14 protein-coding genes are annotated in these 17,833 nt (G+C 48.2%); 7 read left to right on the top strand and 7 right to left on the bottom strand.

Features of this window, described 5'->3' with window-relative positions; translation table 11 throughout:
* The first annotated feature begins 441 nt into the window (after positions 1–441).
* From Q4Q57_RS04030 to Q4Q57_RS04020, 3 genes are all read left to right on the top strand, one after another.
* A complete protein-coding gene (locus Q4Q57_RS04030; protein WP_311889890.1) occupies positions 442–894 on the top strand; it encodes a hypothetical protein in 453 nt (150 codons plus the stop codon).
* Positions 895–1,011: 117 nt separating this feature from the next.
* Entirely contained in the window at positions 1,012–1,911 is a 900-nt protein-coding gene (locus Q4Q57_RS04025; protein ID WP_311889889.1) for a DUF692 domain-containing protein, read from the top strand.
* Positions 1,908–2,720 carry a DNA-binding domain-containing protein gene (locus Q4Q57_RS04020; protein ID WP_311889887.1) on the top strand — a complete coding sequence of 271 codons (813 nt, stop codon included), beginning with the start codon at positions 1,908–1,910 and terminating at the stop codon, positions 2,718–2,720. Before Q4Q57_RS04025 ends, Q4Q57_RS04020 begins: the two co-directional genes overlap by 4 nt.
* Positions 2,721–2,790: 70 nt before the next feature.
* Here Q4Q57_RS04020 and Q4Q57_RS04015 read toward each other — a convergent pair whose 3' ends face one another.
* Positions 2,791–4,002: an endonuclease/exonuclease/phosphatase family protein gene (locus tag Q4Q57_RS04015; RefSeq protein WP_311889886.1), complete on the bottom strand. Its 1,212-nt coding sequence runs from the start codon at positions 4,000–4,002 to the stop codon at positions 2,791–2,793.
* Between the two features lie 758 nt (positions 4,003–4,760).
* Between Q4Q57_RS04015 and Q4Q57_RS04010 the strand changes: the two genes are divergently transcribed.
* From Q4Q57_RS04010 to Q4Q57_RS03995, 4 genes are all read left to right on the top strand, one after another.
* Complete coding sequence (locus Q4Q57_RS04010) at positions 4,761–5,474, top strand: hypothetical protein (protein WP_311889885.1); 714 nt, start codon at positions 4,761–4,763, stop codon at positions 5,472–5,474.
* Positions 5,475–5,493: 19 nt separating this feature from the next.
* Positions 5,494–6,867, top strand: a complete 1,374-nt coding sequence (mgtE, locus tag Q4Q57_RS04005; protein ID WP_311889884.1) for a magnesium transporter — start codon at positions 5,494–5,496, stop codon at positions 6,865–6,867.
* 304 nt (positions 6,868–7,171) lie between these two features.
* A complete protein-coding gene (locus tag Q4Q57_RS04000; protein WP_311889883.1) occupies positions 7,172–8,260 on the top strand; it encodes a methyl-accepting chemotaxis protein in 1,089 nt (362 codons plus the stop codon).
* 215 nt (positions 8,261–8,475) lie between these two features.
* The gene (locus Q4Q57_RS03995) at positions 8,476–9,249 is read left to right on the top strand and encodes an ABC transporter substrate-binding protein (protein ID WP_311889882.1); all 774 of its coding nucleotides are present in this window, start codon (positions 8,476–8,478) and stop codon (positions 9,247–9,249) included.
* Positions 9,250–9,329: 80 nt separating this feature from the next.
* Here Q4Q57_RS03995 and Q4Q57_RS03990 read toward each other — a convergent pair whose 3' ends face one another.
* The 6 genes from Q4Q57_RS03990 to Q4Q57_RS03965 form a co-directional block, all read right to left on the bottom strand.
* Entirely contained in the window at positions 9,330–10,073 is a 744-nt protein-coding gene (locus Q4Q57_RS03990) for an RluA family pseudouridine synthase (protein WP_311889982.1), read from the bottom strand.
* Positions 10,074–10,261: 188 nt separating this feature from the next.
* Entirely contained in the window at positions 10,262–13,486 is a 3,225-nt protein-coding gene (gene carB, locus Q4Q57_RS03985; RefSeq protein WP_012197570.1) for a carbamoyl-phosphate synthase large subunit, read from the bottom strand.
* A 27-nt stretch (positions 13,487–13,513) separates the two neighbouring features.
* Positions 13,514–14,674, bottom strand: a complete 1,161-nt coding sequence (gene carA, locus Q4Q57_RS03980; RefSeq protein ID WP_107403950.1) for a glutamine-hydrolyzing carbamoyl-phosphate synthase small subunit — start codon at positions 14,672–14,674, stop codon at positions 13,514–13,516.
* A gap of 168 nt (positions 14,675–14,842) precedes the next feature.
* Positions 14,843–15,655: a 4-hydroxy-tetrahydrodipicolinate reductase gene (dapB, locus tag Q4Q57_RS03975; RefSeq protein WP_006082785.1), complete on the bottom strand. Its 813-nt coding sequence runs from the start codon at positions 15,653–15,655 to the stop codon at positions 14,843–14,845.
* 71 nt (positions 15,656–15,726) lie between these two features.
* Positions 15,727–16,344 (bottom strand): FKBP-type peptidyl-prolyl cis-trans isomerase, encoded by a 618-nt coding sequence (locus tag Q4Q57_RS03970; RefSeq protein ID WP_006083907.1) that lies wholly within the window; start codon positions 16,342–16,344, stop codon positions 15,727–15,729.
* Between the two features lie 217 nt (positions 16,345–16,561).
* Positions 16,562–17,371: a M48 family metallopeptidase gene (locus tag Q4Q57_RS03965; RefSeq protein ID WP_012197572.1), complete on the bottom strand. Its 810-nt coding sequence runs from the start codon at positions 17,369–17,371 to the stop codon at positions 16,562–16,564.
* Between the last annotated feature and the right edge of the window lie 462 nt (positions 17,372–17,833).

Genomic DNA, 17,833 nt, shown 5'->3' with positions numbered 1-17,833 from the left:
AAACGGATGATATACCCAATGTCACCTGAGTGCGAGTACTGAACGCGCCGCAGCGCCTATTTACCATCATCCACGGGTTGCCGATCATACCTTATTTACGTCGTAAAACCTGTGTAAGAAACGCCATTTTTTTCCATAAATAGGGCGATTTCCCGACTCTCTCGATCGCGCAGGTCTCGATTATCACAACATCATTTTAACTTAAATTGAAAGATATTGGTCTAAGTGCGGGTCTCATTAGCGCAACAGGAAAAAGCACTGCGCATTCGAAAGGCTCGTTTAGCCAGCGCACAAGATATTCAAACGAATCGCTCGATAACAACTAGGCTTACTCCTGTGTTTATTAGTCATTGCTTTATAAGTCGTCGATTTACAGCAGTCGTTATCAAAGCAACCAAATTAAGATTACTCATTAGCAGTCACACTCAAAAGGATTAGATCATGAATAAGAAAACACAAACTGCACTGACAGGCGCCGCATTAGCGATGGCAATGGCAAGCATGGCGGGTTACGCCAATGCCGCCGAACCTATGGCTGGCGCTGACAGTACCGATCTCGTACATTGTTATGGTGTAAATGCCTGTAAAGGCCATAACGATTGCAAAACCGCCGATAACGCCTGTGCCGGACACGCCAGCTGCAAAGGCAGTGGTTTTGTGGCTATGCCATCAAAAAGCTGTGGTGATGTCGGCGGTAAAGTCGCAGATGACTGGGTGGGCAAAATTGCTAACGCCGAACTCGTTCACTGCTATGGCGTTAACACCTGCAAAGGCCATAACGATTGTAAAACTGCTGACAACGCCTGCGCCGGACACGCCAGCTGTAAAGGCAGTGGTTTTGTTGCAGCACCGGCAAAATCCTGCGGTGATATCGGCGGCAGAGCAGGCGCTTAAACGCCAATATGCCGATTATAAATCGTGACCAGTTTGTGCTGGTCACGTTTATCCCCCTGTTTACCACCCTGTTAACCCATACAACAGCAGCAGAAAACTTAAGGATAAGGAGTCAATGTGGCGCAAGATGTCATTACGCAAGCACCATTAGGTTTTGGCTTAGGTCTGAGGACACAGCATTTTGATGTCGTGCTCAATACTGAGCCCGATATCGATTGGTTTGAAGTGCTCTCGGAAAACTACATGGTCGCTGGCGGTAAACCCCGCTATTACCTCAAGGAAATTGGCGAGCGTTATCCCTTAGTCATGCACGGTGTTTCCCTGTCGATTGGCAGTACCGATCCGCTCAATATGGATTACCTTAAAGCCTTAAAGCAGCTCGCTAACGATGTGCAGCCCCAATGGATTTCCGATCATATCTGCTGGACCTCAATTCACGGGGTGAACAGCCATGATCTCCTGCCACTACCCTATACCGAAGAAACCGTTAAGCATGTGGCGCAGCGGATTAAAACCGTCCAAGATTTTTTAGGCCGCCGCATTCTGATGGAGAACGTTTCTAGCTATTTGTCGTATCAAGATTCCAGCATGGACGAATGGGAGTTCGTTAATGCCGTTGCCGAGGCGGCAGACTGCTTAATCTTGTTAGACATCAATAATATTTACGTCAGTGCCCGCAATCATAATTTCAATCCGTTGGACTACTTGAATAAAATCAATCCCAAACGGGTGCAGCAATTTCACCTCGCCGGACACAGCGACTATGGCGACTATGTGATAGACACGCATGATCATGATGTACCGAGCAGCGTGTGGGACCTCTACCGCGCGGCACTGAAGCGTTTTGGCGGCATCAGCACTATGATAGAGCGCGACGCCAATATCCCCGAGTTTTCCGCCCTCGAAGCTGAACTCACAATTGCCAGAAATATCGCCCGCGATACCTTAGGTGAGGCGCATCCACTCAACGCCGCCAAAGGTAGAAAGAACATGCAGGAAGGAAAGGTTATCGCATGAGCCAACTTCAGCAGCTACAACACGCATTTATGAATTATCTGCTGGCGAGTGCGGCGGTTGATACACCGCCCACACTTGAGCAAACCACGCAAACCTTCAAAGATAAGATTGCCGAGCAAGGCGACATTAATGCCGATATTCGGATGCAGATTTATGCCAATGCCTATCGCATTCGTCTAACCGAAACCCTCGAAACCGACCACGAAATGCTGGGTATCTATCTGGGTGATGAACTCTTTGAACGCATGGCCAAAGGTTATATTGCCAGTCAGCCATCGGCGTTTACCTCACTGCGCAGTTTTGCCGATGCCCTGCCCGACTATTTAACCCAAGATGCGTTTTTCAGTCAGTATCCGATTATTGCCGATATTGCTCGCTTCGAGCGGCGTTTATTGAATGCCTTCGATGCTTTTGATACCGAGCGCGCCACTTTTGCGCGCCTGCAAGCACTGCCTGCCGAGCAATGGCCGAGTTGCCAACTGCGTTTTCACCCCAGCGTGCAGCTATTCCAATGCAACAGTAATGCAGTTGAAACTTGGCAAGCATTAAAACAGCAAGCATCACCGCCCAGTCCCGATTATCAAGGCAAAAGAGCTTGGTTACTTTGGCGCGGCGAAAGCCGATTAACTGAGTTTATTTCCCTATCCGAATATCAACTCGCCCTGCTGCTGGGATTTATTGGTGGTGCCACCTTTGCCGAACAATGCGAAATGATGTTGGCATTTTTTAGTGACGCGCAGGCGCCGATGCAAGTGCTGCAGGCACTGCAAGCTTGGTTTCAAATGGGGCTTATCCGCGATATCGCCTAATGCGCTGGCTTGAGAGTGAACGTTAGCTTGATATTAACTGATTTAAAGTGCGCTGAATTGAAGGATTGGCTTAGCTTCGCAGCGCCAGCTCAACAATCACTGGCGCATGGTCAGTGCTGTAGGCATCGCGTTCATATTCGGGTCTGACTAAATGCCTGTCGCAGGTTTGATAATCCACCACTTGCGCTAAACTGCGGCCATGGCTCGCATCAAACTCACTCGAAAGCAAAATATAATCCAGCACAGAACCTTTGGGGCCATAGTAATGGGTCGCCGCTCTGTGTTCCCTATGGTAAGCGGTATTACCCGTCAAACTGTCCCTCAAGTTCGCTTCAATAAATAACTCATAGGCATCTTTAAGTTGATACTGAGCAAACACCGCCGCTAACGCCGCATCCGATAAATGCCCAAGGCCAGCGGCTTTAATATCATTACTGTGAAGGCTCTCGCCCTGTATCGTTAATGCATCTAAGGCGCCCATTGTCAGGCTGTCATTAAAGTCTCCCATCACTATGACGGGATGTTTAGATTCTTGTCTGCGTACTAATATGCCATTGAATAATAACGCAGCTTCCGCGCCGCGCTGCATGGTGGATGCCCAGCGGCCTAAGGCTTGCTCTGTGAGTAATTGGGTTTCTGAATGCAGTTTCATGCTCGCTGCGGGCGCCGAGTTATCTAAACCAAGTGGCTGATGTTCAAATAGCTTAGGTTCAATTAGCTTAGGCTCAAGCGCTAATCCAGCGCGTTTTGATTTAAAGTGCACCACATAAAAATCACACTTACCAATGTGCGGCACCTCAACGGTTGCGCGCAGCACCTTACGGCTAAAGGCAAATTCACTCGATAATCCCATCGCCGCCACTAAGCGTGCATCAGGTTCGACACTGCTGATTTCCACTATGGGATAACGGGAGGCAAGCGCGACCACAGGGCTGCGATAAATGTAATCACTGATAAGGGTAGGCGCATCAATGACAGCAAAATGCACTAGCCCTTGCTCGCTGGCGATTCGTTTGAGCGGTTCAGGACTAAACACTTCTTGAAATCCGACAATATCGGGCTGACGATGGGCGAGAAACTCACTCAGCCATTGGCACTTTTTCTGCCACTGACCATGGCTATAGATATTTTCAAAATCGTAGTAAGCCAAAGGCGGCTCAATAAAGTTAAACAGATTGATACTGGCTATCTTGATATTGGCGACTCTCATCTGGGCGATGTCATTATGCTCAACAGCCACAGCTATGGAGTCCAACTCATCAACGTCGATATTGTGTGCCACAGCGTAATACCTCCAAATCTGAAAACGGCGACCAGTCTTAACCTGTCTGAACCTGTATGAATGATCACTTTGACTCACAGGTACAGACACTACAAGGGTATACCCGATGCGCATCAATGCCAAATAATCCATTTGAGATAAGGTGTTAGCCAAACTCAATCGACGCATCAATATCCGATACCTGATATCCGATAATAAAGATTAGACACCTCATAGAGTCAGCATCACAGCCAACGCCCATAAAACAAACAAATCAACAACAAGCCGCTGCACACAAATCCATCAAGCAGCCCAATAACCATACACAAACTCAAGCAATACCATAATATTTACATCTGATTAAAATCTAAATTTAAACAAAAACATAGGTAACGATTTGTGCGGTTGACTTTCACTTTTGGCCCATTAGAATGATGTCGACTTTTAATCATTGCGGAGACCCACTGTGGGCACACACATAAGCGACAGTAGACGCCCTGTCCAAAAGACAGGATTTAACGCCTAGCACTAGCCCGCAATTTTTTTGCTGCTACCTGCTAAGCAGGGTAGTAGCGTGAACCATTCTTCACTCCGCCTCCCCCAAATATCAAATACAAACCATAAAGCCTGAGCCTATGGCTGCGCTTTCGCCATTCCAGCATATTCGCTGGGGTTCAGTTATGGGTATTTTTTGCATCTCAAAGCACGTTTTTTGCCTCAGTGGACTTCGTTTTCCCTATGGATTAACACCTAAGGGTTTACATCTGAGGAGCCTAAATATGGCTTACATAAACAACACAGCAATTTTGCGGTCTCTATCCTGTGCAAGTATCAGCTTGTACTACAGCATGAGTGCGGCGGCATCGCACCTCGAAGTGGATGATCCCGCCCTCGCGGATCGCTGTGAATTAGAAATGGGCTGGCAACAACCTAGGTCGGATCATGCTCGGCCACAATTTAACGCAGCCACGACTTGCAGCCGCAATCAATGGGAATGGCATTTAGGTTTAGCGTCCAATGCCAATGACGCTATTCGTGAGGAGCAAGCTGAAGTCGGTATCAAGCTACCGCTCAACTTAAGCTCTCACTCAGGTTCAGATCCAGATCGGCAGCAGGACGATTGGCACAGTGCTATGGTGATCAATCTGCAAAAAAACCTTGATACCAATAACAGATTTGCCACCGAAGCCTTCGGCATTATGGGCAAAACCTTAGGCGACTCCGATGTCAGTCTGTATGCCAACTTAGGTTTCACCCATGAATTTAATCAATCAACCCAATTACTTGCGGGTATCGCGGCGGCCTATGAACTCAATAGTCAGCATCGCCTGATAGCCGAGCTTTATCAAAAAGAGTTGAGTAATCCGGCCTATCAGTTCGCCTATCAACACACGCCGCAACGACAGCTACAGCTGGAATTGAACTTAGGCAATGCCCTTAGTGGCAACGCGCTGCAACTTGGCGCAGACATCACCTTTTACTATGGTCACTAGATCGTTGAGAGAATGAACTATGAACATGAATAACAGCACAAACAACACCAAAAAAATCATCCATAACCTACAGATGATTATCGAGCAACGCAGTGCCAGCGCCATGGCTGAATTAGCCGAAAAGCGCCATCCTGCCGATATCGCTGCCGTTTTTAACGTCTTTAATCAAGCTCAACAAGTCCTATTGTTGCAACTGGCCTCACCTAAGGTGTGCGCCAATCTGTTCCGCTACCTGACCGACGAATTGCAGGCGAGCTTAGTTCAGCAATTAGATAAAACCACGCTATCTGCACTGCTGGTGCACATGGCAGCCGATGAACGTGCCGACCTTTACAATCTGCTCGATAAAACCCAGCAAGCGGCCATTTTACCTGCGCTCGCATTGGCCAAACGGGAAGATATGCGCACCCTCGCCGCCTATGACAAAGCGAAGGTCGGCGCGGTCATGACCTCGGATTACACCTTGCTCAATAGCCGCCATACTGCGGCAGAAGCCATTGATACCCTACGCACTGAGGCCGCCGATAAGGAAACCATTTATCAAACCTATGTGGTGGACATGTTAGGTCGCTTGATTGGTACTGTGTCTTTAAGACAGCTATTGCTGGCGCAGCCGCACGAGCGAGTGGTCGATTTTATGAAACCCGATCCCGTCGCCCTCGATGCCAATGCCTTTCGTGAAGAAGCGGTGCAAATGATCGCCCATTATGACTTGATGGCACTGCCTGTAGTCAACGGCAAAGGCCAGCTCGTCGGTATCGTCACCTATGATGATGCCATGGATATTGCCAGCTCACAGGCGGATCTTGAGTTCACAAAAACCGCGGCCATAGGCAATATCGACCATAACCTCAAGACCGCTAGCATAGGTTTGCTTTACCGCAAGCGCGTGGTTTGGCTGGTAATCTTGGTGTTTGGTAATATCTTCTCAGGAGCGGGTATCGCCTTCTTCGAAGATACCATTGCCAGTTATGTGTCCTTGGTCTTCTTCCTACCGCTACTGATCGATAGCGGCGGTAATGCGGGATCACAATCGGCGACCTTAATGGTACGCGGCCTAGCCACAGGGGAAGTGGTACTCAAGGACTGGCTATCTATGTTAGGCCGTGAGTTATTTGTCGCCGGATTATTAGGTGCCAGTATGGCAGCGGCAGTGTCCTTGCTAGGATTTTGGCGTGGCGGGCCTGAAATCGCACTGGTTGTCGCGCTCACTATGCAAATCGTGGTGATTATAGGCAGCTTGATTGGTATGTCTCTGCCCTTCTTACTGAGCAAATTGAAGATGGATCCTGCGGCCGCTAGTGCGCCACTCATCACCTCCATCGCCGATATCATAGGCGTGCTGGTTTATTTCAGCATTGCGACTATGGTGCTCGACTTACCCATGCCATAGGCATGCAATAAAGCCTTCATAGCGCTAATCAATAGCGATAAAACCTCAAAGTGAACCAGCTAACTTGGCCCAGTTTTAGCCTTAGCTTGGTTCACTTTTCACTCGAAAAATAAGGTTAATTTGCGCCAACGCATAAAAGCGACAATAACCTCCAAAAAATTAAGAATAAAGCCAAAGGATCAGTTAATATTTCAACACCTGAATAGTTTTACTTCTTATTAACATTGCAGTATTTACCGCTGAGCCTAGTCACTGTAAGTCGATAAGCAATAGCCATAGTCCTTGCGACGCTAGAGGTCTTTTTATGTGGTTTAATTCCCAGCTCAAAGCTGAAAATAAGGCGCTTAAAGAGCGGCTTATCCAACTAGAACAACAACGCCAAAATGAAATCGATGAACTGCGTGGCATGATCCGTGAAAATGAGACTATGCAGCAGCAATCGCGGCAAAATGCGGATCACTACACTGAGGTGATAGCCTGCCAAAACCAAGGTGGAGACATGCTCAATGCGGTGCGCGAAGGTTTAGCCAACAGCGCCGAATTACTTACCTCCGAACAGGATTCACTGTCAGAACTTGATAAGATTTTTGATCAAACCCGCATCGCCGTGGCAAGTTTAGGCACACGGGCGACTTATATTAATGAGCAAGCGTCGAGCAGCATGAAAGCCGTTACTGAGCTAGATGCGACGACCTCTTCAATCAACCAGTTTGTTGCCGCGATTCAAGGCATCTCAGAACAGACGAACTTGCTGGCATTGAATGCTGCCATTGAAGCCGCCCGCGCAGGTGAAGCAGGACGCGGTTTTGCAGTAGTTGCCGATGAAGTGCGCCAACTTGCCAGTAAAGCCCACGAAGCCAGCAGCCACATTGAAAAACTGGTAAAGCAAATCGTCATTCAAGCTTCTGAAATTAAAGAAATTGTCCATAACAATCAAAGCAGCGCTATCGATGTTGCCAGCTCTTCTACCCAAATCGGCCAAGTGGTTGAAGATGTACTGCATCGCTCAAAGCAAATGCAGCAGGTTATCCATAACGCTGCTACCGCGTCATTCTTAAATACCACTAAACTTGACCACGCGGTCTGGAAAAGCAGCGTTTATCAATTAATTGAAAAACCACAGCATAACCACAGTGTGAACTCGCACACTGAGTGCCGTCTCGGACAATGGTATTTCAAAGGATTTGGCGCTGAGAATTATCAGCATTTGAGTAACTTCAAAGCCTTAGATGCACCACATAAAGCGGTGCACGAAGCGGGTAAAGCCGCGCTCAATGCCAGGCAAAAAGGTAATCTGCCTGAAATGGTTAAACAACTGCACTCAATGGAGGACGCCAGTATGCGTGTTGTCCACTGCATTGATAATCTGATGCGTGACGTTTATCGAGCCTGATGTTTATCGAACAGGCTTAAGTCAGCATTGATAAAAATACCCACCTAAGAGCGCCATACTCGCGCTCTTTTTTTATCGTTCAAAACGGTATATTAAATTTACTCTTAGAAAATGAACCCCTAGCTATACTTGATTTGAACACAGCGTTCATCTTTAATCGTTTCAAGAGCAAGCAGTGAGACTCAATTATAACATTCTAATTTTTAGGGTTATTAATGAAACTAGTCACAAGCTTTTTGCTATCACTTATCTTCTGCGGCGCTTTTCCCCTGCGCGCACAGCCGCTAAACATCTATACAGAAGAATGGTCACCGATCAGTTTCTCTATCGATGGCAAACCTGCTGGTTTAGCGGTGCAAGTCGTAGAAGAAATTCAAAAACGCATCAAGAACCCAGATCCAATTAAAGTCGTACCTTGGGCTCGCGGCTGGAAAATGCTGACCGAGCAGCCCAATACAGTGTTGTTCACTATGACGCGCACCGCAGAAAGGGAACAGATGTTTACTATGATAGGACCCGTTGCTGTCGGTACGACCAATTTTTATGCCTTAAAAAATAGCGGCATAAAAATTACCTCGATAGCAGATGCTAAAACGGCGAAGGCAATTGGCGTCTATCGTGCCTCAGTGGAGGAGCGCCTGCTTACCGAACACGGCTTTACCAATATCGCCGCCTCATCAACGCCCTTGTTAAGTGCGAAACAATTGATGAAGCACCGCATCGATCTTTGGTGTAATGCCAACCTCACTGCGCCAAGTATTTTGTCGGGTGCGGGCGCGAGTATTGATGATGTAGAGTCCCTCTTCACAATTAGCGCTAATCATCTCTACATTGCCTTCTCACAAGGCACGCCCAATGAGGTGATCGAGCAGTGGAAAAGCGCCCTAGAAGCGATAAAAGCGGATGGCACCTTCGCAACGATTTACCATACTTGGCTCCCCAACGATGCGCCACCAATGCAGACCGAACGTATCGGACTTGGCAACTAAATCGATTGTTCTACGTTTTAAGTGCTAAGCTTTGATTTCTAAGTGCTAAGCACAAAACTCTATAACTCTTTAGCAAGCTCTTAGAAAGGACACTCGCAAATCCAGTCGATACGCTCACCCGTGATAGGATGATCAAACGCTAAGCGGGTCGCATGCAGCATTAATCTGCTGTTACTCGTCATCTTAGTGATGTCTGGTTCAGGTCCATCAGCGTTATAGGCCTTATCTGCCACACTCTCACCCACGCCACCATAGAGATCGCACCCCAGAATCGAGTGACCAAATTGCTGACTGTGGATCCGCAGTTGATGGGTTCGGCCAGAGACAGGGGTAAATTCGACCCGCGTGGCGAAAGGCTCGGTTAACCGCTCGAGCACCCGATATTCGCTGATCGCAGGTTTACCTGTACTGTGGCAAATCTTTTGTAGTGGGAAATGATCGACATCTTTAGCGATCGGCAGATTAATCACCCCGCTGTCAGCGGCGATATGTCCGTGCAACAAGGCGGTATAACGCTTCTCGACCGTGCGTGCCTGAAACTGCTTGGTCAGCAAGCCATTCACGCTTTTATTCAGCGCCACCAGCATGATGCCCGAAGTGCCAAAATCGAGCCTGTGCAGCAAAGTGGCCGTCGGAAAATCCTGCACTAAGCGATAATGCACTGAATCGAGATTGAGCGGATTCTTCCCCGACAGACTCAATAATCCGCTCGGCTTATCAATCAGCAGAATGTCGCTATCTTGATAGAGCACGCGTATTTGCCCGTGGCAAGGCGGCGCAATAAACGTATCAACTTTAGTAGGACTAGCGGCTGGCGCAGGCATAATTTTCTCAGGCAACATAAATAGAAGATCAAAAGAGTTAAGTCATACTCAAAACAAACTCAGTAAAACAAACTAAGTTACTCAATAAAACAAAATCAAAAATGGGGTAAAACAGACACAGGCCTAAATAATAAGGCCGCATAACCTAAGTTATGCGGCCCTCTAATTGACGGCATTAACGCTGTGGCTTATTTAGCCAGTACGCGCAGATGCAGTTCTTGTACTGACGTCACGTTAGTACGATCATCAGCGGCATGGGCCATACAAGTGGCGAATGCAGCGTTCATGGTCGTCGTGTAGTTAACTTTGTAACGCAGTGCACCGCGGCGCAATTGACGAGAATCTTCAATCGCTTGGCGACCTTCGGTAGTGTTCACGATATAAGTGTATTCACCATTCTTGATGCGATCGAGAATGTGTGGACGACCTTCGTGTACCTTGTTCACTAGACGTGGGTTGATACCCGCTTCGCCAAGGATAATCGCAGTACCGTGAGTGGCATCGATTTGGTAACCGAGCTCGATTAACTTAGCCGCTAAATCGGCAACGCGTTTCTTATCGCTGTTACGCACAGACAATAACGCACGACCCGACTTAGGCACTTCAGAAGTGGCCCCTAACTGCGCCTTGGCATAGGCTTCGGCGAACGTATCGCCCACGCCCATGACTTCACCGGTAGAGCGCATTTCTGGGCCTAACAGTGGGTCAACACCCGGGAACTTGTTAAATGGCAATACCACTTCTTTCACTGAGTAGAAAGGTGGGATCACTTCTTTAGTGAAGTTTTGCGACGTTAAGCTTTGACCCGCCATCACACGCGCGGCAATCTTAGCTAAAGGCACACCTGTTGCTTTGGACACAAATGGCACAGTACGGGCAGCACGTGGGTTAACTTCAATCATATAGATTTCGTTATCTTTCACGGCGAACTGTACGTTCATCAGGCCAACAACACCGAGTTCCATCGCCAACTTGCCGACTTGAACGCGCATGCGATCTTGGATTTCTTGGCTTAGCGTGTATGGCGGCAGCGAACAACCTGAGTCACCTGAGTGAACACCCGCTTGTTCGATATGCTCCATAATCGCGCCAATTACCACGATTTCACCGTCACATACTGCATCAATATCCACTTCAATCGCATCATCTAAGAAGCGATCGAGCAGTACTGGCGACGCATTCGATACGCTGACGGCTTCGTTGAAGTAACGCAGCAAATCTTGCTTGTCGTAGACGATTTCCATCGCGCGGCCGCCCAGTACATAGGATGGACGCACAACTAGCGGATAACCGATACGCTCAGCGGCAATCACAGCACCTTCAACCGTAGTCACGGTATCATTTTCAGGCTGCTTCATCTCTAAGCGTTGAATCGCTTGCTGGAAACGCTCACGGTCTTCGGCGCGGTCGATTGCATCTGGGCTAGTACCAATGACAGGTACGCCAGCGGCTTCTAAGGCACGGGCCAATTTCAATGGTGTTTGACCACCGTACTGTACGATAACGCCTTTTGGCTTCTCGATGCGGACGATTTCTAAAACGTCTTCCAGTGTGACGGGTTCGAAGTACAGACGGTCTGAAGTGTCGTAGTCGGTTGAAACGGTTTCAGGGTTACAGTTCACCATGATGGTTTCATAACCGTCTTCACGTAGCGCTAACGCCGCGTGTACACAGCAATAATCGAACTCGATACCTTGACCGATACGGTTTGGCCCGCCACCTAACACCATGATTTTGTCACGGGTCGATGGGTTAGCTTCACATTCTTCTTCGTACGTTGAGTACATGTAAGCTGTGTCTGTTGCAAACTCAGCCGCACAGGTATCCACACGCTTGTAGACTGGGTGCAGGTCAAACTTGTCACGCAGCTTACGCACTTCGGCTTCGTTCACGCCTAATACATCGGCCAAACGCGCATCAGCAAAACCTTTACGTTTCAGTTTGCGCAGTAAGTCGATATCCAGACCCGCCAGACCCGCGTCAGCTACTACGCCTTCAAGCTGAACCAGCTCTTCGATTTGTACCAGGAACCAAGGGTCGATATTGGTCAGCTTAAAGATTTCATCTAAGCTTAGCCCCGCACGCATCGCATCGGCTATGTACCAAATACGGTCGCAACCAGGCTCTTTCAGTTCAAGGCGAATACGCGCCATCGCTTCAGGCTTAGACATGTCAGTGATAGGGTCTAAACCGTTACGGTTAACCTCTAAACCACGTAAGGCTTTTTGCAGTGACTCTTGGAAAGTACGGCCAATCGCCATCACTTCACCCACAGATTTCATCTGTGTGGTTAAGCGATCATTGGCGCCAGCAAACTTTTCAAAGTTAAAACGTGGCACTTTAGTCACAACGTAATCGATAGCAGGCTCGAATGACGCAGGCGTACGACCGCCAGTGATGTCGTTCATCAGCTCATCAAGGGTGAAGCCGACCGCTAACTTAGCGGCGATTTTCGCAATCGGGAAACCCGTTGCCTTTGATGCTAATGCTGAAGAGCGCGATACACGTGGGTTCATCTCGATGATAACCATACGGCCATCTTTCGGGTTGATACCAAACTGTACGTTCGAACCGCCGGTCTCAACACCAATCTCACGCAGTACGGCCATAGAGGCGTTACGCATGATTTGGTATTCTTTGTCTGTCAGGGTTTGTGCTGGCGCAACGGTAATAGAGTCGCCAGTGTGTACACCCATAGGATCGAAGTTTTCGATGGCGCAGACGATAATGCAGTTATCGTTGCGGTCACGGACCACTTCCATCTCGTATTCTTTCCAACCGATCAGTGATTCGTCGATCAGCAGTTCACTCGTTGGCGATAACTCTAAGCCCTGTGAACAGATCTCTTCGAACTCTTCCTTGTTGTAGGCGATACCGCCGCCCGAGCCACCCATAGTAAAGGATGGACGGATAATACAAGGGAAACCCACTTGATCGAGTACGCCGTAAGCTTCTTCCATGTTGTGGGCAATGCCCGCACGTGGACAGTCAAGACCGATACTTTTCATCGCTTTATCAAAGCGGCTACGGTCTTCAGCTTTATCGATGGCATCGGCGGTCGCGCCAATCATCTCGACGTTAAATTCTTTCAGTACGCCTTTAGCTTCGAGTTCTAATGCGCAGTTCAGTGCGGTTTGGCCGCCCATGGTTGGCAGAATCGCATCTGGGCGTTCTTTAGCAATAATGTTACGGACCACTTCCCAGTGAATCGGCTCGATATAAGTGGCATCGGCCATTTCTGGGTCAGTCATAATGGTGGCAGGGTTAGAGTTCACCAGAATGACACGGTAGCCTTCTTCACGCAGCGCTTTACAAGCCTGTGCGCCAGAATAGTCAAATTCACATGCCTGACCAATCACGATTGGGCCGGCGCCTAGGATAAGAATACTCTTTATATCTGTACGTTTTGGCATTGCTTCTCTCTTCTCCTAGCTAGCGTACTACTTGGCGTTCTGACGGTATTGTTCAATAAGCTCGATAAAGTGATCGAACAGCGGGGCGGCATCGTTCGGGCCTGGGCTCGCTTCAGGGTGACCTTGGAAGCTGAACGCAGGTTTGTCCGTAAGATGGATACCTTGCAGTGAACCATCAAACAGCGACTTATGCGTCACCTTAATGTTGGCGGGTAGCGTGGTTTCATCGGCAGCAAAACCGTGATTTTGGCTGGTGATCATCACGTTACCTTTCTCGATGTTGCTCACTGGGTGGTTTGCACCGTGGTGACCAAACTTCATCTTTAAGGTTTTTGCACCTGAGGCCAGAGCCAACAACTGATGACCTAAACAGATACCGAAAATCGGTGTGTCAGTTTTCAGTATCTGTTGAATTGCTTCAATTGCGTAATCGCATGGTTCTGGATCGCCAGGGCCGTTCGAAAGGAACACACCATCAGGATTCATCGCCAGCACGTCGGCGGCAGAGGTTTTAGCTGGCACAACAGTGACGTCGCAACCGCGGTCCACTAACATACGCAGAATGTTTTGCTTAACGCCGTAGTCGTAGGCTACTACTTTGTATTTAAGCTCATTTGCTGGCGTATCTGCAGGTAAACCGCCCACTAAACGCCAGCTACCTTTGCGCCATGGATAAGCCGCTTTAGTTGTGACTTCTTTAGCGAGATCCATGCCTTTTAAACCGGGGAAGGCTTTGGCAGCGGCAAGCGCTTTTGCTTCGTCTAAGTCTGCACCTGCCATAATACAACCGGCTTGTGCACCTTTTTCACGGAGAATACGAGTTAACTTGCGGGTATCGATATCTGCTATGCCAACGACATTGTTCGCTTTGAGATAATCACTTAAGCTTTGTTGATTGCGGAAACTACTTGCGATGAGCGGAAGATCACGAATGATAAGACCACAAGCGTGAACCCCATCGGATTCAACATCTTCATCATTGGTACCAGTGTTGCCTATGTGTGGGTAGGTTAATGTTACAATCTGGCGTGAGTAGGATGGATCAGTTAAAATTTCTTGGTAACCTGTCATGGAAGTGTTAAAAACAACTTCACCAACAGAGAGACCATCGGCACCAATTGCTGTGCCAGAGAATACAGTTCCATCTTCGAGTACGAGTAAGGCAGACTTTGTCAACGCGACCTCCATAAAGAGCCAAGCCACTGAAATATAATGTTTTTATGTTATGTTAAGATACCAATTTCCGCTAATTTACGAAATTTTGACAAATTCCAGCGAGTTTACAGGAAAAACGCGAAACCGTCCACCCATTGGTATCTGGGTGCAAAAAAAAACGCCATATTGGCGTTTTTAATATTAATGCAAACCTAAAACCTGCTGCATATCATACAAGCCCGGTTTTTGCTCCACTAGCCAGTGGGCGGCACGCATAGCGCCGTTAGCAAAGGTCATACGACTCGAGGCTTTATGGGTGATCTCTAAACGCTCACCGATATCGGCAAACATGGCCGTATGTTCACCGACTAAGTCACCGGCACGAATGGTCGCAAAACCTATGGTTTCACGATCACGTTCACCCGTGATCCCTTCGCGGCCATACACGGCACATTTCTCAAGATCGCGACCTAAGGTCTTAGCAATCACTTCACCCATTTTCAGGGCTGTACCCGACGGCGCATCTTTTTTGTGTCTGTGGTGACCTTCGATAATTTCGATATCCGTGTAATCACCCATGACTTCGGCAGCCAGTTCGAGTAATTTCCACATCAAGTTGACACCCACAGACATATTCGGCGCCATCACTACCGGCGTTTGCTCGGCAAAGGCATTGATCTGTTCTTTTTGAGCATGATTGAAACCGGTTGTGCCAATCACCATGGCTTTCTTATGGCGCACACACCAATCTAAATGGACAATACTGGCGTCTGGCGCAGTGAAATCAATCAAGACATCAAAATCATCGGTCGCGTAATCCAGCGAATCCATGATCATGACCTTTAATTTACCCACACCAGCTAGCTCACCCGCATCCACGCCCACTAAACTAGAGCCAGCGCGCTCAATAGCGGCACCCAGCAATATATGGTCGTGATTGTAAGCCGCTTCAATAAGAGTGCGTCCCATACGACCACCGGCACCGACGATTGCCACTCTCACTTGTCCACTCATTTCAATCTCCTCAATCTTTCTTTGTCTTCCATAAGAAAACGCCTAAGACAGGCTTAGGCGTTTTATCAATATTAGATGATATCTAATAATTCAACTTCGAATACCAAAGTTGAATAAGGAGGAATCGATGCCCCCGCGCCACGCTCACCGTAAGCTAAGTGATGTGGAACAAATAATTTCAACTTAGTGCCTACTGGCATCAGTTGCAGTGCTTCAGTCCAGCCAGCGATAACGCCAGATACTGGGAACTCAGCTGGTTGGCCACGAACTACAGAGCTATCGAACACATCACCATTGATGAAAGAACCATGGTAGTGAGTACGCACTGTATCTTCGTAAGTTGGAGTAGCACCGTCACCTTGGACTAATACTTCGAACTGCAGACCAGAGTCAGTCACAGTCACGCCATCACGCTTAGCATTTTCAGCTAAGAACGCATCGCCTTCAGCAGACGCAGCTGCAGCAGCTTGCTCTTGAGCAGCTTGAATACGACCGCTAATTTCAGTGAACGCAACTTGCAGATCTTGCATAGACACAGCACTTTCTAAACCGGCGAATGCATCGGCTAAACCCGCTTGAACGGCTGGAATATCCACACCATCAAAAGAATTGGCGGCCAGTTGCTCACCCATTTGACGGCCTACACCGTAGCTTGCTTGCTGTTCAACAGTACTGAATTTATCAGACATAATTAACGACTCTCAATTTATCAGTGGAATTTTGCGCGCCAGTTTACCATAGTTCCGCGACCTATGCTGATAAACTGACTGCTTATTTAACTAAGGCGGCTTTTTTACACACTTATTGCGTATTTATCCAAAAGCGTAAATAGGCTAAGGACGTATATCGGCCAGAAAACAACCGCTAACACTCAGCTAAGTGGCACTTCGCTATGCAGCGTGCAGCTTATTTCGGCGCCACACATTGATTCTTCACTTGGGTTTTAGCACTGGCATAGAGTGGCTGCATCTGCCCTTGCAGTTGTTGCAACTGAGCGATGCGATTACTGTTCGATGGATGGGTTGATAATAATTCCGGCCCTTGACTGCCGCCTACCTTCGACATGTTCTGCCATAAGGTCACACTTTGCGCCGGATCGAAACCGGCTCGCGCCATCAGCTCTAAGCCCATCACATCGGCCTCGCTCTCTTGAGCGCGGCCAAAGGGCAGAATGACCCCAACCTGAGCACCGAGTCCCAAGGCCGACATATATAAGTCGCGATTCGACACGCCACTCGCCCCCAACGCCGCATCGGCTATTTGCATACCGACGCCCGTTAACTGTCCGCGAGAAACCTGCTCGTTACCATGTTGCGCCAACACGTGCGCCACTTCGTGACCAAGCACAGTCGCAAGCTGATCAGGACCATTGGCAACCTTAAGTAAGCCGCTATACACACCAATATGGCCGCCCGGCAGTGCAAAGGCGTTAACTTGTTCAGAGTCAAACAAGACGACATCCCAGCGCTGGGTTTGATCCGGCAACACTGCAGTCACCCGATTAGCGACACAATTCACGTATTGCGTCAGCTTCTTATCGCTACTCACCTTTTGCTGCTTTTTCATCTCTTCAAAAGAAGCATCACCCATCTGCTGCATCTGCGCCGCTGAAAAGAGCAAGGTCTGCCCCCGCCCCGTTGGCGATTGCGTGGTCGCGCAGGCCGATAATCCGAGCACGACTGCCAAACCCACTAAGCCTAAACGCATTGATTTCATGTGGCACTCCTTAAATCCCATGACGGGCGTGAAGATCCTTGAGCTAACAAAGGCTCAACTAATGAAGAGATTTTACTGAGATAGACAAGATAAGCCAAATGGGATTGGGCATTCTGCTTGGCTTCATACTCTACACCAAGTACAAAACCCGCAGGTCAATGGCTCATGCAAAAGTCGGACTTTAACGACCTAAACCGTTACGGCTAGATTTTTAAGCCTGTATTAGATTAAGTTAGCTATCTGTCTTTATTAAATAAACTCTTTACCATCATGTATTTCATCGCAATCGCGAACCTATGTATAACTATTCTGTTAGTCGTTCAATTTAACAATTTTGCTAAAATCCAGCGTCACGTTGAAAAGTATTATCCAGAAGAATGGCATAAAGCTTCGGCGAATCCGATGAAAACCCGACTCAGAACAGCCAGAAGCGCCTACATTCACGAGTCACTACAACATGGC

It is taken from the genome of Shewanella sp. SP2S2-6, from assembly GCF_031931965.1.
Classification (GTDB): domain Bacteria; phylum Pseudomonadota; class Gammaproteobacteria; order Enterobacterales; family Shewanellaceae; genus Shewanella; species Shewanella baltica.
The sequence above is the reverse complement of the archived record's forward strand: the minus strand, read 5'-3'. Positions and strand labels throughout refer to the sequence as shown.